We start from the raw sequence: 13,653 nt of genomic DNA, 5'->3' as shown, positions 1-13,653 counted from the left end.
TCTTACGTATCATAAGTTGTCGTGATGATGACCGAACTTCCTCTGGATCAGGTCCGGACGCTGCTCGCGGTGGTCGACGAGGGCACCTTCGACGCTGCGGCGGCCGCTCTGCATGTGACGCCGTCGGCGGTGAGCCAGCGGGTGAAGGCGCTGGAGCAGCGCACGGGACGGGTGCTGCTGGTGCGCACCAAGCCGGTGCGGCCGACCGAGTCGGGTGAGGTCGTGGTGCGGTTCGCCCGCCAGCTGGCCCGCCTCGAGCGGGACGCGCTCGCCGAGCTGGGCATGCCGGGCGAGGGGGAGGTGACCCGGGTGTCGGTCGCGGTGAACGCGGATTCCCTGGCGACCTGGTTCCTGGGAGCGCTCGCGCGCGTTCCGGAGCGGGATCGGCTGTGCTTCGAGCTCCGGCGCGAGGACGAGACCCGTACGGCGGAGCTGCTGCGGGAGGGACTGGCGATGGCGGCGGTCACGTCTTCTCCCGAGGCCGTGGCGGGATGCTCCGTGCGGGCACTGGGGCGTATGCGGTATCTGGCGGCGGCGGGCCCGGAGTTCGTCGAGCGCTGTCTCGGTGGGTCGTCGCGGGAGGGGCTGGCGAACCGGCTGGCGGACGCGCCGGTAGTGACGTTCGACCGGAGTGACGACATCCAGGACGGGTTCCTGCGGGAGCTCGGCCGGGGCGGGGCGAGCCGGATACGGCACGCGGTGCCCACGTCGGAGGGGTTCGTGGAGTCGGTCGCGCTGGGACTCGGATGGGGGATGGTGCCGGAGGTACAGGCGGATCCGCTGCTGCGGACCGGGCGCCTGGTCTCGCTGGCGCCGGACCGGCCCGTCGACGTTCCGCTGTACTGGCAGCAGTGGAAGCTCGACTCGCCGGCCCTGGCCGCGTTGGCCGATGCCGTGACGGCGACCGCTTCAGAAACGCTCCGATGACACTGCCGCCCCCTCAGGGGTACTGCCACTCTGCCGCTCCGCACTGTCCAGGAGCATGTCCAGCGCCGTCGGATACGCGCTGGTGACCATGCGGGCCGCCAGCAGCTGTGCCGCCTCCGCGATCCTCGGATACCTGTCGGCGGGCAGGCGCGCGTAGGTCGAGCGCCACATGGACTCATCTGCGTCCAGCGCCGCGCTCGGGAGGGCCAGGGACGCCGCGTCCAGGGCCGCGAAGGCCAGCGTCTGGTCGATGAAGGCGTGGTAGATCCGCACGGTGTCCGCGAGCGGGAAGCCCGCCCCGCGCAGGATGTCCAGGACCGCCTCGTCCGCGGCCAATTCGTTGGCCCGGCCGGTGACCCTGCTGGTGGTCAGCACGGCGGCCTGGGGATGGGCGACGTACACCCCGTGGATGCGAAGGCCCACCTCGCGCAGATCGCGCCGCCACTCCCCCGTCGGCGCCCAGCCCTCCAGTGCCTGGCCGATCAGGGCGTCGCCGATGGCCAGCGTCAGGTCGTCCATGCCACGGAAGTAGCGGTAGAGCGTGCTCGGGTCGGCGTCCAGGGCCAGGCCCAGGCGGCGGGCGGTGAGACCGGCGCTGCCGTGTTCGCGGAGCATGCGCAGCGCCGTGTCGACGATCAGCCCCTCGGACAGCACGGTCCCGCTCCTGGTGGGCCTGCGCCGACGGCGCTTGTCCTCGGGGACCACGGGCTTCGGCACGGCGACCTCCTGGCACTGCTGCCCTTATGCCAACGCCATTGACCTTATGCGAAGGCGCGGCGTTGTATCTCCGCCAGGGGCCCCGCATCTGCGATCTCGACCCGTCAGGAAGTGTTTGTCATGCGTGTACTGCTCGTGGGCGCCGGGGGCGTCGGCACCGCCATCACCCGGATCGCCGCCCGGCGGCCCTTCTTCGACGCCATGGTCGTCGCCGACTACGACCCGGCCCGCGCCGAGGCCGCGGTGACCGCGCTCGGCGACCGGTCCGACCGGTTCCGTGCCGAGCGCGTGGACGCGAGCGACGAGTCGGCCGTGACCGCCCTGCTGGAACGGCACGCCTGCGACGTCCTCCTCAACGCCACCGACCCGCGGTTCGTGATGCCCCTGTTCCGGGCGGCGCGCCCCGCCGGGGCGACCTATGTCGACATGGCGATGTCCCTGTCCCGTCCGCATCCCGAGCGGCCGTACGAGGAGTGCGGGGTCAAGCTCGGCGACGAGCAGTTCGCGCAGGCCGAGGAGTGGGAGAAGGCGGGCGCGCTGGCACTGGTCGGCATGGGCGTGGAGCCGGGTCTGTCGGACGTGTTCGCCCGGTACGCGGCCGACGAACTCTTCGACGAGATCGAGGAGATCGGTGTCCGCGACGGCGCGAACCTCACCGTCGACGGTTACGGCTTCGCGCCCTCCTTCAGCATCTGGACCACCATCGAGGAGTGCCTCAACCCTCCCGTGGTCTACGAGACCGATCGCGGCTGGTTCACGACGGAGCCCTTCAGCGAGCCGGAGGTCTTCGACTTCCCCGAGGGCATCGGCCCGGTCGAGTGCGTAAACGTGGAGCACGAGGAGGTGCTGCTCGTCCCCCGCTGGGTCGGCGCCCGCCGGGTCACCTTCAAGTACGGCCTGGGCCGCGAGTTCGTCGAGACGCTGAGGACACTGCACCTGCTGGGCCTTGACCGCACCGAGCCGGTGACCGTGCCGGGTCCCGCGGGCCCGGTCGCGGTCTCGCCGCGGGACGTCGTGGCCGCCTGCCTGCCCGACCCGGCGACCCTGGGCGACCGGATGCACGGCAAGACCTGTGCGGGCACCTGGGTGAAGGGCGTCAAGGACGGGGCGCCGCGCGAGGTGTACCTCTACCACGTGGTCGACAACCAGTGGTCCATGGCGGAGTACGGCTGTCAGGCCGTGGTGTGGCAGACCGCCGTGAACCCGGTCGTCGCCCTCGAACTCCTCGCCACCGGCGCCTGGACCGGCGCAGGTGTCCTCGGTCCGGAGGCGTTCCCGGCCCGTCCCTTCCTGGATCTGCTGACCGCGTACGGCTCTCCGTGGGGCGTCCGGGAGCAGTGACCGGGCGCGTCCCACGGGACTCGGTTGTTTCACCGCGCATCGACAGGTCACCCGAAAGCGAGTAATGCATGCACGAGGGCACGTACGACTTCGATCGCAGGTGACTTTTGATGGACAACTGGCGAACCCATGCCGCGTGCCGCCGCGAGGACCCGGACCTCTTCTTCCCGATCGGCACCACGGGCCCCGCACTGGTCCAGACGGAACAGGCCAAGGCGGTCTGCCGGCGCTGCCCCGTCCAGGAGCAGTGTCTTCAGTGGGCCCTGGACACGGGGCAGGGCATCGGCGTCTGGGGCGGCACCAGTGAGACCGAACGCCGATCGCTCGCCCGGCGCGCGGCCGCCGCGCGGAGAAGGTCGGGCTGATCGGGTCCGTTTCAGCGCGGGTCCACCGACCGGGCTCGGCAGACGCAAGACCGCGTCCGCCGGGCCCGGTCGACGCACGGGCGGACCACCGGACCCGATCAGGGCATAGGCCAACCACCGGGAACGGTCAGCACGAAGGCCGGCGACCGGGCCCGGTCAACGCGCAGGCGAACGACCTGCCCCGGCCAGTGCAAAGGCCGTTGACCGGGCCCGGTCAACGCACCGGTCCACCAACCAGGACCGGTCAACTCAAAGGCGAACCACCGGGCCCGGCCGGCACAAAGGCGGGTGACCCGGCCCGGTCGACGCGCAGGTCGGAGACCAGGCCACCGGGCCCCGAGCTCGGTCGGCGCACAGGCCGAACACCGGGTCCGTTCAGTGGCCCGTGCGGCGCAGTGGGCCCCAGGGGTTCTCCTGGCGGTCCACCGCGGCCCGTGCCTCGTCGATCACCTGGAGGTCGATCCAGCACATCGGGCGCACGTCCGCGACGAGCGGCTCGTTGTCCGGCCCCCGGCCCCGCTCACGCCCTTGGAGGACCCAGGGGCGTACGCCGGGGCCTTTCTCGTGCGGCAGATGCGAGTAGTCGAACAACCGCCGGGCCACCCACAGCTGCACCGGCCGCCCCTGCCACCAGTCCTCGACGTCGAGTGGGTTCGCCGACAGTCCCGGCAGGGACAGGCCGGTGAGTTCGTCGGTGCTGGACCCGCGGGTCAGATCCACCTCGGGACCGCGCGACCATCGGACGTACAGGCGCTCGTGCCGTTCGGTCAGGGCTGCGAGCTCAGCCAGCGTCCGCACCACCGGCATCCCGTCCGACACGGTCATGACCCGACCTCCCTTTCTCTCCGGGGGCATACGGGGTACCCGCACGCCACGAGGGGAATCAGGCGTCCGGCGAGGGCGCCGGACCCCCGGGCAGCCGCAGGGTGAAGACGCTGCCGGTGCCGGGCTCGCTCGCCGCCCCGACCGTTCCGCCGTGGGCCGCGAGCAGGTGGCGGACGATGGGCAGGCCCAGGCCGGAGCCGCCGGTACGACGGCTGCGGGACTTCTCCGCGCGCCAGAACCGGTCGAAGACGTGCGGCAGCTCGTCGGGCGCGATGCCGGTGCCGGTGTCGGCGACCGCCAGGACGATGTCGTCGCCGTCCCGGCGCCCGGTCAGGGTGACCGTGCCGCCGGCCGGGGTGTGGCGCAGCGCGTTGGAGACCAGGTTGCCGAGCGCCTGCCGCATCCGGACCGGGTCGGCGTCCAGCCAGGGCTCCCCCTCGACGTCGGTGCGCAGAGTGACCCGGGCCGCGTCCGCGGCGACGCGGTGGGCCGCGGCGACCTGCTGGAGGAGTTCGTCGCAGTGCACCGGCTCCCGGTGCAGACGCAGGGTGCCGGCGTCGGCGTCGGCGAGGTCCTGGAGGTCGTCGATGACGCGCTGGAGGACGAGGGCCTCGTCGTGGAGGGAGGCGAGCAGGGCGGGGTCGGGGTCGACGACGCCGTCCCGGGTGACCTCCAGCCAGCCGCGGATGTTGGTGAGCGGGCTGCGCAGTTCGTGGGCGATGTCGCTGACCATCGCCTTGCGCTGGGCTTCCAGGCGTTCACGGCGCTCGGTCAGGTCGTTGAAGGCGACGGCGAGGATGCCGGTCTCGTCCCGGGTGGTGACGGGAACGCGCACATGGAGTTCGGGCGACTGCTGGGCCGCCGCGGTGAGCGCGCGCAGGGGCCGCACCAGCCGGGTGGCGACCAGGGCGGTCGCAGCGACGGTGACGGCGAGCACGAGACCCGCGGTGCCGACGACCTTGGCCTTGTTGGCCGGGGACATGTCGAACAGCACGGCGGGGGTGTCCCCGGTGCCGAGGAAGAGTTCCGCCGCCGGTGCCACATAGGGGTCGAGCTGGGTACGACGGGCCTCGTCGAGGCAGGGCTGGACCGCACGCGCCTCCTTGGTGCCGAGCTTGCTGCCCAGGGGGTCGCGCGAGTCCAGCCCGGCCGGTTGGCTGCCCAGCAGCACGGCCATCGCGGGGTCCAGCCCGGCCTTGGTCAGGCAGGCGCGGGCGAGCGTCTTCACCGCCTTCAGCGCCTTGTCCTCCGTCGGGGTGGGTGTGTTGAGCAGCCCGTCGGCGCAGGCGTCGGGCACATAGTCGGGTGCGGAGCCGGTGTCCGGGTCGGTGAGGACCGTCCGCCCGGTCGGCGTACGGCTCAGGCGGGTCTGCACACCGGACCGGGAGAAGCACAGCTGCCGTTTGCGGGCCAGCGCGGCGACCTTGACGCGTTCCGTCTCGGGGAGCCGGTACGGGCCCACCGCCCGCGGGTCGATGCCGGGGATCTGGGCGCCGCGCTCGCTGTAGGTGTCGGTGTGCAGCGGGTCGACGGCGGCGGCGGCGCTCGGGGGCAGGGAGGTGCCGGGCGACGCGGAGTCGGCGATGACCCGGCGGTCCGAGGTGGTCAGGGCGATACGGCGGCCGGTCCTCGCCGACAGCTCCCGCACGGTGGCGGCCGCTTTCGTCCAGTCGGGGTGGGTCGCCGCGTATCCGCTGAGCTCGGCGAGGACGTCCATGTCGTCGGCGAGCGCCTGCCCCTGTTCCTCGCGCAGGGCCTGCGTGGTGGTGGCCACGGCCAGCCAGGCCGTCGCGGCCACCGAGCACACGGCGATGAGCCCGGACGTGATCAGCAGGCGGACCAGCAGCCGCTTGTGCAGGGGTATGCGAGGGCGCGGAGGTGTGCGCCGCGGTGGCGTCCGTGCACTCATCCGCGGCCGCCGCTGAGCTTGTAGCCCACTCCGAACACCGTCAGCAGCCGCGCCGGGCGGCGCGGATCGGTCTCGATCTTGCGGCGCAGGTTCATGATGTGCACGTCCACGGCCCGTTCGGTGGAGGCCCGGTCGGTGCCCCGGGTGACCTCCAGCAACTGCCGCCGTGAGAAGACCCGTTCGGGCTCGGCGGCCATGGCCAGCAGGATCTCGAACTCGGCCGGCGTGCACTCCACCGGCGCCCCGTCGCACCGCACTTCGTGCCGTACGGGATCGACGGCGAGGCCCGCGGCGCGGACGGCGGGGTCCTCGCGCCGGTCGGACACGGCGCCCCGTCCGCTGCGTCTGAGGACGGTCCGGATGCGGGCCATGAGCTCGCGCGGGCTGTACGGCTTGGTGATGTAGTCGTCGGCGCCCAGTTCCAGGCCCAGCAGGACGTCGTCCTCGTCGGACCGTGCGGTGAGCATCACGACGGGGATGTCCGCGTCGCGGCGCAGCACCCGGCACACGCCGAAGCCGTCGATCACCGGCAGCATGAGGTCCAGGACGACGAGGTCGGGGGCGACCCGCCGGGCCGCGTCCAGGGCGGCCCGCCCGTCGTGGACCACGGTGGCGGTGTGGCCCTCCGCGAGCAGGGACCGCCGTATGAGTTCGGCCTGCATCTCGTCGTCCTCGGCGACCAGCACATGTGCGCACACCCGGCGGATCCTAAGCGTTCAGTGGTTCAGGGAGGTGGCGTCGCCCATGACGACGACGGGATGGAGATCCGGGTCGAGGGCGAGGAGCAGCTCCTTCATGTGCTCCTCGGCGATGCTCACACAGCCGTGCGTGGGCCCGCCGTGGTCCACGTGCAGCCATATCCCGCCGCCGCGTCCCGCGCCCAGCGGCCGTGTCCAGTCCAGCGGTGAAGTGCCGGGCCTGCGGTTGTAGTTGATGGCGATCACGTAGTCGAAGGACCCGGCCAGCGGCTCGCCCTCGAAGCCCGTGCCGGGTGAGGTGAAGCCGACACCGCGGTCGTACGTCAGCTTGGTGCCGGGGTCCTTCAGCAGCCCTCCGGCGTCCGTGAGGGTGTACACGCCGATCGGTGAGCGCAGGTCTCCGGCCAGGTGGTGGTCGGTCCAGCCCTTGAGGGCGTTGTGCGCGGGCCAGCTCGCACCGGCCTGCCAGCCGGCCGAGGTGCGCTCGTAGAGCACCACGGTGGAGGCCGACGAGTCGCGGCCCCGCCCGGTGACGACGACGGCCTGCCGGGCGTCGGCCGGTACCTTCGCCCGCGTCCTCGGGCCGAGCCCGGGTATCTGCTGGGGTGCGACCTCGACGGAGATCTCCGGCGTGGGAGTGGTCCTCGAAGGCTCCGCGGACGGCGTGTGGGTGCCCGCCGTGCTGGCCACGGCACCGCCGCCGCATCCGGTGAGAAGCACGGATGCGGCCAGCAGTGCGACATGGGTTCTGCGTGTGATCATGGAACGACTCTGGTCGACACTTGTAAGGAACTGGTCAGGTTCTAGGGCTGGTTCGGCTTGCCCGCCGCGCAGAGCCAGGTCTGGAACAGTCCGTCCAGGTCCTTGCCCGACACCCGCTCCGCGAGGCGCTCGAACTGTGCGGTGGTGCCGTGCCCGGCGCGGTGTCCGGTTGCCCAGGCGCGCAGGATCAGGAAGAACGCCCGGTCTCCGACGGCCGTGCGCAGGGCGTGCAGGGTCATGGCGCCACGGGCGTAGACGGGGGTGCCGAAGATGTTGGCGCCGCTGCCGGGGTTGCCGGGCGGGAACTCCCACAGGCCGTCGCTCGCGGGCCTGGCGTAGAGGCCGTCGAAGGTCTTCTGCGCGCTGTCGCCGCCGTGCTGCTCGGCGTAGAGCCACTCCGTGTAGGTCGCGAAGCCCTCGTTGAGCCAGATGTCCTTCCAGGAGGTGAGCGACACGGAGTCACCGAACCACTGGTGGGCGTTCTCGTGGACGAGGGTGCTCAGGCCCGGAGCCTGGTCGTAGACCGGGCGGGACTGGGTCTCCAGCGCGTAGCCCACGTTCCGGGCGTGGTCGACGATCGACCCGGCGGCCCGGAACGGGTAGGGCCCGAACAGCTTGCTCTCCCACGCGAGGACGGAGGGCAGCTTCTTGAGCACGGGTGCCGCGGCGGCCTCGCGCGGGTCGACGGCGTTGTAGACGCGGATGCCGTCCTTGGTGGTGAACTGCTCCACCTTGAACTTCCCGACGGTCGCGGTCGCCAGGTAGGCGGCCATGGGCTCGCTCTGGCGCCAGCGGAACGTGGTCTTCCCGTGCGTGGTCCGCTGGGAGAGGAGGACGCCGTTGGCGACCGCGGTGCGCCCCTGCGGGACGGTGATCGTGAAGTCGTACGACGACTTGTCGGTGGGGTGGCTGTTCGCCGGGAACCAGGTCATCGCGCCCTGCGGTTCCCCGGCGACGAAGGCTCCGTCGTCGGTGGGGATCCAGCCGTCGAGCGAGCCGTCCGGGTCGGTGACGGGGCCGGGCTTCCCCTTGTAGGTCACGGTGATGGTGAATCGTTCCCCCTTGCGCAGGGCGCGCTGCGGGGTGACGACGAGTTCCTGTCCGGAGCGGCGGTAGCCCGCTTTGGCGCGACCGACGGTCAGGCCGGTGACGGTCAGTCCCTTGAAGTCGAGGTCGAAGCGGGTCAGGCGCTGGGTGGCGCGGGCGGTGAGGACCGCCCTGCCGTCGAGGTGACGGCCGACGGTGTCGTAACGGAGTGTCAGATCGTAGTGGCCGACGTGGTATCCGCCGTTTCCGGCGAGCGGGAAGTACGGGTCGCCGGCCCCGGGCGAGCCCGTCGGCGAAGGCGCGGCGGCCCCCAGCAGAGCGGTGAGGGCGAGGGGGGTGGTGACGAGGACGAAGGTGCGTCTGACGGCCTTCGGCACGTTCTCTCCTCCGGGTCGGGGGGGGGTGGACAAAGCTTCACCCTAAAGGCCCCCTCCCCCGCAACTCTCCCCTGATCAGGTCAAGTCACGCCGGACTCCGCAGTACGCTCCCGACGCCGTCCCCCCTTCGTCGAGAGGCCGCCCGTGAGCGTGCGCATCCGCCGTGTCTACGAACCCCCCGAGCCCGGGGACGGCGTCCGCGTCCTGGTCGACCGGCTGTGGCCGCGCGGTCTGTCCAAGGAGGCGGCCCGCGTCGACGAGTGGCCCAAGGCGCTCACCCCGTCGACCGAACTGCGCCGCTGGTACCACGCGGGCGAGGGCTCCTACGAGGAGTTCGCCGAGCGGTACGAGGCGGAGCTGGCCGATCCCGAGGCGGCCGGACTTCTCGACCGCGTCCGGGAGTTGGCGAGCGGGGGCGACGTGACCCTGCTGACCGCGTCCAAGACGCCGGAGCAGAGCCACGCCACCGTGCTGGTGCGGCTGTTGGAGTCCTGAAACGGGCCCCAGCGCTCCTATCCGACCTGCTTCGCCGCCGCCCGTCCCGCCGCGCGCCCCGAGAAGAGGCAGCCACCGAGGAAGGTGCCCTCCAGCGCGTTGTAGCCGTGGACGCCGCCGCCGCCGAAGCCGGCGACCTCGCCCGCCGCGTACAGCCCTTCGAGGGGCTGGCCGTCGGTGCCCAGGGCGCGGGAGTCGAGGTCGGTCTGGATGCCGCCGAGGGTCTTGCGGGTGAGGATGTGCAGCTTGACGCCGATGAGGGGTCCCGCGGCGGGGTCGAGGATGCGGTGCGGAGCGGCGACCCGGCTCAGGCGGTCGCCGATGTAGCGGCGGGCGTTGCGGATGCCCTGCACCTGGGCGTCCTTGCTGTAGGAGTTGGCGATCTGGAGGTCGCGTGCCTCGATCTGGCGGCGGAGCGGGGCGGCGTCCAGGAGGGGCTTGTCGGTGAGCCCGTTCATCTTCTCGACGAGCTGCTCCAGGTTCGGGGCGGTCACGAAGTCCGCGCCCTTGCGCAGGAACGCGTCCACCGGTCCGGGCGCGCCCTTGCCGACGAGGCGCTCCTTGAGGAAGCGCGCACGGTCCTTGGCGGTGATGTCGGGGTTCTGCTCGGAGCCCGAGAGCGCGAACTCCTTCTCGATGATCTTCTGGGTGAGGATGAACCAGGAGTGGTCGTACTCCGCGATGTCCTCGGTGGTGCGCAGGTGCTCAAGGGTGCCGAGGGTGTCGTAGCCGGGCAGGTACGGCTCGGGCAGCCGGCGGCCCAGGGCGTCGAACCACATGGAGGACGGGCCGGGCAGGATGCGGATGCCGTGGCTGGACCAGATCGGGTCCCAGTTCTGGATGCCCTCGGTGTAGTGCCACATGCGGTCGCGGTTGACCAGGCGGACGCCCGCGTCCTCGCTGATGCCGAGCATCCGGCCGTCGACGTAGGCGGGGACTCCGCTGACCATCTCGGCGGGCGGGGTGCCGAGCCGTTCGGGCCAGTAGCGGCGGACGATGTCGTGGTTGCCGCCGATGCCCCCGGTGGTGACCACGACGGCCTGGGCGGTGAGTTCGAAGTCACCGGCGCGCTCGCGGCTGGAGGCCACTCCGCGCGCGGAGTTGTCCTCGGCCAGGACCGTGCCGCGCACCCCGCGGGCGGTGCCCTCCTGGACGACCAGTTCGTCGACCTGGTGGCGGTGGTGGAAGGTCAGCAGTCCGTCCCGCGCGGCCTGCTTGGCGTACCGCACGAACGGCTCGACCACTCCGGTGCCGGTGCCCCAGGCGATATGGAAGCGGGGCACCGAGTTGCCGTGTCCGTGGGCGGTGAGGTCGCCGCGCTCGGGCCAGCCCACGGTGGGCAGGAACTTGATGCCGTGCCCCTCCAGCCAGGACCGCTTCTCGCCCGCCGCGAACTCGACGTAGGCACGCGCCCAGCGCACCGCCCAGGAGTCCTCGTCCTCGACGCGGTCGAACTGCGCGCTGCCCTGCCAGTCGCTCCAGGCGAGGTCGAAGGAGTCCTTGATGCCGAGGCGGCGCTGCTCCGGGGAGTCGACGATGAAGAGCCCGCCGAAGGACCAGAAGGCCTGGCCGCCGAGGTTCGCGGCGTTCTCCTGGTCGACCAGCGCGACCCTTTTGCCGCGGCTGGTGAGCTCGTGCGCGGCGACCAGGCCCGCGAGCCCCGCTCCGACGACGATGACGTCTGCATCCATGGCGACCGTCTCTTCCCTCATGCGGTGGTGTCGCTGCCGTCGGTGAGCAGCGCGGTGAGCAGTTGCTTGAGCCAGACGCGGGCGCGCTCGACGTCCGCGTCCAGCAGCAGTTGGACGGTGACCCCGTCGTAGGCCGCGACCACGGCGTGGGCGGCGCCCTCGACGTCGACCAGCACGGCGGGCAGTTCGGCGTGCCCACGCGCGCGTGCGAGCCGGTCGGCGACGGCGCGCCTGAGCCGGGCCCGGTGTTCGAGCAGGGTCAGCGCGACCTCGGGGGTGCGGGCGGCGTACACCAGGAAGTCGGTCTTCACCAGGAGCCAGTCCCGGTCCAGGAGCAGCACCTCGGTGACCCGGTCGACGGCGGCCGGTACGTCGAGCCCAGGTCCGTCCAGGGCGAGGGCCCCGGCGACCTGGTCCGCGATCAGGTCGGCGCGCTGCTGGTAGAGCGCGAAGAAGAGCTCGTCGAGGCTGTCGAAGTTCGAGTAGAAGGCGCCCCGGCTGTATCCGGCGGCCTCGCAGACCTCCTCGATCGACACCCGTCCGAAGCCCTTGGCGGCGAACACCGCGAAGGCCGCGTCCAGGAGGTTGGCCCGCGTCTGGACCCGGCGCCTGGTCACGCGCCTGGTCGTCTCCTCCACCGCCATGTCGGCCCTCCGTTCGATACAGGAATGTATCCGATACAGCGATGTATCGAAAGGTCGAACGAGTCGGTGAATTTCATTGGAACAGACTTTCGAATCAGGAGTACGCTGGATCCATGACCGCGCACCTCCAGGGCTCCCTCTTCGACCAGACCGACCAGCTCCGGCTCGGCCGGCTCGACGGGATCCGCCGTACCGAGCTCGCCTTCGGCGCCTGGATCGACGTACTGCCCGGATGGCTCGGCGGCTCGGACGTGCTGTTCGAGCAGCTGGCCGCCGAGGTTCCCTGGCGTGCCGAGCGCCGCAAGATGTACGACCACGTCGTCGACGTCCCGCGTCTGCTCGCCTTCTACGGCGTGGACGACGCGCTGCCGCATCCCGTACTCACCGAGGCCCGCGAGGCGCTCACCGCGCACTACGCCGACGAGCTCGGCGAGCCGTTCACCACCGCCGGGCTCTGCTACTACCGCGACGGCCGGGACAGCGTCGCCTGGCACGGCGACCGGGGCGGGCGAGGGGGCAGCCACGACACCATGGTCGCGATCCTGTCCGTCGGCGCGCCGCGCGACCTCGTGCTGCGGCCGGCGCGCGGCCACGCGGAGACGGTACGGCGGCCGCTGGGTCACGGCGACCTGATCGTGATGGGCGGCTCCTGCCAGCGCACCTGGGAGCACGCCGTACCGAAGTCCACGCGTGCGACGGGACCGCGCATCAGCATCCAGTTCCGCCCGCACGGCGTGCACTGAGGCAGCGAGGCGGCTGCCCCGGCTGCGCGCGGGGGGCTGCCTCCGGCGGACGGTGAGGACGAAACCGTGGCGTGGGCGGGCCGGGACCCCGGGGACGCAGGTCTCCAGGAGCGTGCCCGGCCCGGGGTACGCGCCGGTCCCGTGGCGTTCAAGGCTGGCGGAAGACGCCGACCCCTCCGTCCGGCGCCGCGCCCCGGGCGCGGCAGCCACGCGGACGGTGCCGGAGGAGCCTCGTCCCACGGAAGTTGACCGCTGGAGGACCGGTACCCGCCGCTCCGGATCGCCTGAGCCTCTGCTTTGCTGTGTGCCGTCGGACAGGGACTCACCGGGTGGGGCGATCATGAGCGCGGGCGTGCAGCAAGTCGCGGACGGCACCTATCTGGTGCACGGCAGCAACACCAACTGGGTGATCCTGACCGAGGGGAGCTCGGCGACACTCGTCGACACCGGCTACCCCGGGGACCGGGAACAGCTGCTCGCCTCCCTCGCCGAGGTGGGGAGTTCACCGGAGGCCGTCACGGCCGTGCTGATCACACACGCCCACAACGACCACCTCGGCTCCGCCGAGTACCTGCGCTCCGCCTACGGCATGCCGGTCTACCTGCACGAGGCCGAAGTGCCGCACGCGCGGCGGGAGTTCCTGCACCAGGTCTCCGTGGGCACGGTCCTGAAGAACGGCTGGCGCCCCGGTGTCCTGCCGTGGGCGGTACACGCGATCCGGGTGGGCGGCACGGCCCATGTGCCGGTGGCCTCCCCGCAGCCGTTCCCGGCCGAGGGCGCCCTCGATCTGCCGGGCCGTCCGGTGCCCGTGTACACCCCGGGCCACACCGACGGGCACTGCGCCTTCCACCTCCCCGAGCGCGGCGTGGTGATCTCGGGCGACGGCCTGGTGAGCGGTCACCCCACCTCCCGGGTCAAGGGGCCCCAGCTGCTGCCGGACATGTTCCACCACGAGCGCGCGCGTGCCGTGGCGTCGCTGGACGTCTTCGCGGAACTGGAGGGCGAGGTGCTGCTCCCGGGGCACGGTCCGGTGCACCGCGGTCCGGTCCGTGAAGCGGCACTTCAGGCCAAAGGCCGCGCGCTCTAAGGTGAGGTGACGATCACCGACCAGG

General features: G+C 71.9%; 14 protein-coding genes. 6 read left to right on the top strand and 8 right to left on the bottom strand.

Annotated features, from left to right (window positions below):
* The first annotated feature begins 24 nt into the window (after window positions 1–24).
* A complete protein-coding gene (locus tag ACFVYN_RS04200) occupies window positions 25–927 on the top strand; it encodes a LysR family transcriptional regulator ArgP (RefSeq protein ID WP_389992185.1) in 903 nt (300 codons plus the stop codon).
* On the opposite strand, the gene ACFVYN_RS04195 is transcribed toward ACFVYN_RS04200, so the two are convergent.
* A complete protein-coding gene (locus ACFVYN_RS04195) occupies window positions 910–1,644 on the bottom strand; it encodes a TetR/AcrR family transcriptional regulator (RefSeq protein ID WP_389992183.1) in 735 nt (244 codons plus the stop codon). The two genes, ACFVYN_RS04200 and ACFVYN_RS04195, sit on opposite strands and share 18 nt — an antisense overlap.
* Window positions 1,645–1,764: 120 nt before the next feature.
* Here ACFVYN_RS04195 and ACFVYN_RS04190 point away from each other — a divergent pair, with 120 nt between their 5' ends.
* Together ACFVYN_RS04190 and ACFVYN_RS04185 are read left to right on the top strand one after the other, a co-directional pair.
* Window positions 1,765–2,985 (top strand): saccharopine dehydrogenase family protein, encoded by a 1,221-nt coding sequence (locus ACFVYN_RS04190; RefSeq protein ID WP_389992180.1) that lies wholly within the window; start codon window positions 1,765–1,767, stop codon window positions 2,983–2,985.
* A 110-nt stretch (window positions 2,986–3,095) separates the two neighbouring features.
* Window positions 3,096–3,350, top strand: coding sequence for a WhiB family transcriptional regulator (locus ACFVYN_RS04185; protein WP_389992177.1), 255 nt, complete (start codon window positions 3,096–3,098; stop codon window positions 3,348–3,350).
* A 375-nt stretch (window positions 3,351–3,725) separates the two neighbouring features.
* Here the strand turns inward: ACFVYN_RS04185 and ACFVYN_RS04180 are convergent, their stop codons facing one another.
* From ACFVYN_RS04180 to ACFVYN_RS04160, 5 genes are read right to left on the bottom strand one after another with little or no spacing between them, the layout of a single operon-like run.
* Window positions 3,726–4,175: a DUF6098 family protein gene (locus ACFVYN_RS04180; RefSeq protein WP_389992174.1), complete on the bottom strand. Its 450-nt coding sequence runs from the start codon at window positions 4,173–4,175 to the stop codon at window positions 3,726–3,728.
* Window positions 4,176–4,233: 58 nt separating this feature from the next.
* Entirely contained in the window at window positions 4,234–6,084 is a 1,851-nt protein-coding gene (locus ACFVYN_RS04175) for a sensor histidine kinase (RefSeq protein ID WP_389992171.1), read from the bottom strand.
* Window positions 6,081–6,782, bottom strand: a complete 702-nt coding sequence (locus ACFVYN_RS04170) for a response regulator (protein WP_389992169.1) — start codon at window positions 6,780–6,782, stop codon at window positions 6,081–6,083. Before ACFVYN_RS04170 ends, ACFVYN_RS04175 begins: the two co-directional genes overlap by 4 nt.
* An 18-nt stretch (window positions 6,783–6,800) precedes the next feature.
* Complete coding sequence (locus ACFVYN_RS04165; protein ID WP_389992166.1) at window positions 6,801–7,544, bottom strand: L,D-transpeptidase family protein; 744 nt, start codon at window positions 7,542–7,544, stop codon at window positions 6,801–6,803.
* A 41-nt stretch (window positions 7,545–7,585) separates the two neighbouring features.
* Window positions 7,586–8,968 (bottom strand): M1 family metallopeptidase, encoded by a 1,383-nt coding sequence (locus tag ACFVYN_RS04160; RefSeq protein WP_389992164.1) that lies wholly within the window; start codon window positions 8,966–8,968, stop codon window positions 7,586–7,588.
* A gap of 144 nt (window positions 8,969–9,112) precedes the next feature.
* On the opposite strand from ACFVYN_RS04160, the gene ACFVYN_RS04155 reads away from it, so the two are divergent.
* Complete coding sequence (locus ACFVYN_RS04155; protein ID WP_389992162.1) at window positions 9,113–9,463, top strand: DUF488 domain-containing protein; 351 nt, start codon at window positions 9,113–9,115, stop codon at window positions 9,461–9,463.
* Between the two features lie 17 nt (window positions 9,464–9,480).
* Here the strand turns inward: ACFVYN_RS04155 and ACFVYN_RS04150 are convergent, their stop codons facing one another.
* Window positions 9,481–11,154, bottom strand: a complete 1,674-nt coding sequence (locus ACFVYN_RS04150; RefSeq protein WP_389992160.1) for an FAD-binding dehydrogenase — start codon at window positions 11,152–11,154, stop codon at window positions 9,481–9,483.
* A 17-nt stretch (window positions 11,155–11,171) separates the two neighbouring features.
* The gene (locus ACFVYN_RS04145) at window positions 11,172–11,798 is read right to left on the bottom strand and encodes a TetR/AcrR family transcriptional regulator (RefSeq protein ID WP_389992157.1); all 627 of its coding nucleotides are present in this window, start codon (window positions 11,796–11,798) and stop codon (window positions 11,172–11,174) included.
* A 113-nt stretch (window positions 11,799–11,911) separates the two neighbouring features.
* Between ACFVYN_RS04145 and ACFVYN_RS04140 the strand changes: the two genes are divergently transcribed.
* Both ACFVYN_RS04140 and ACFVYN_RS04135 read left to right on the top strand, forming a co-directional pair.
* Window positions 11,912–12,541 (top strand): alpha-ketoglutarate-dependent dioxygenase AlkB, encoded by a 630-nt coding sequence (locus ACFVYN_RS04140; protein WP_389992154.1) that lies wholly within the window; start codon window positions 11,912–11,914, stop codon window positions 12,539–12,541.
* Between the two features lie 340 nt (window positions 12,542–12,881).
* On the top strand, window positions 12,882–13,628 hold the full coding sequence (locus ACFVYN_RS04135) for an MBL fold metallo-hydrolase (protein WP_389992152.1): 747 nt from the start codon (window positions 12,882–12,884) through the stop codon (window positions 13,626–13,628).
* The last annotated feature ends 25 nt before the right edge of the window (window positions 13,629–13,653 follow it).

This window comes from Streptomyces sp. NPDC058307 (assembly GCF_042880295.1).
GTDB lineage: Bacteria > Actinomycetota > Actinomycetes > Streptomycetales > Streptomycetaceae > Streptomyces.
This window is presented reverse-complemented; position numbering and strand designations above follow the sequence as displayed.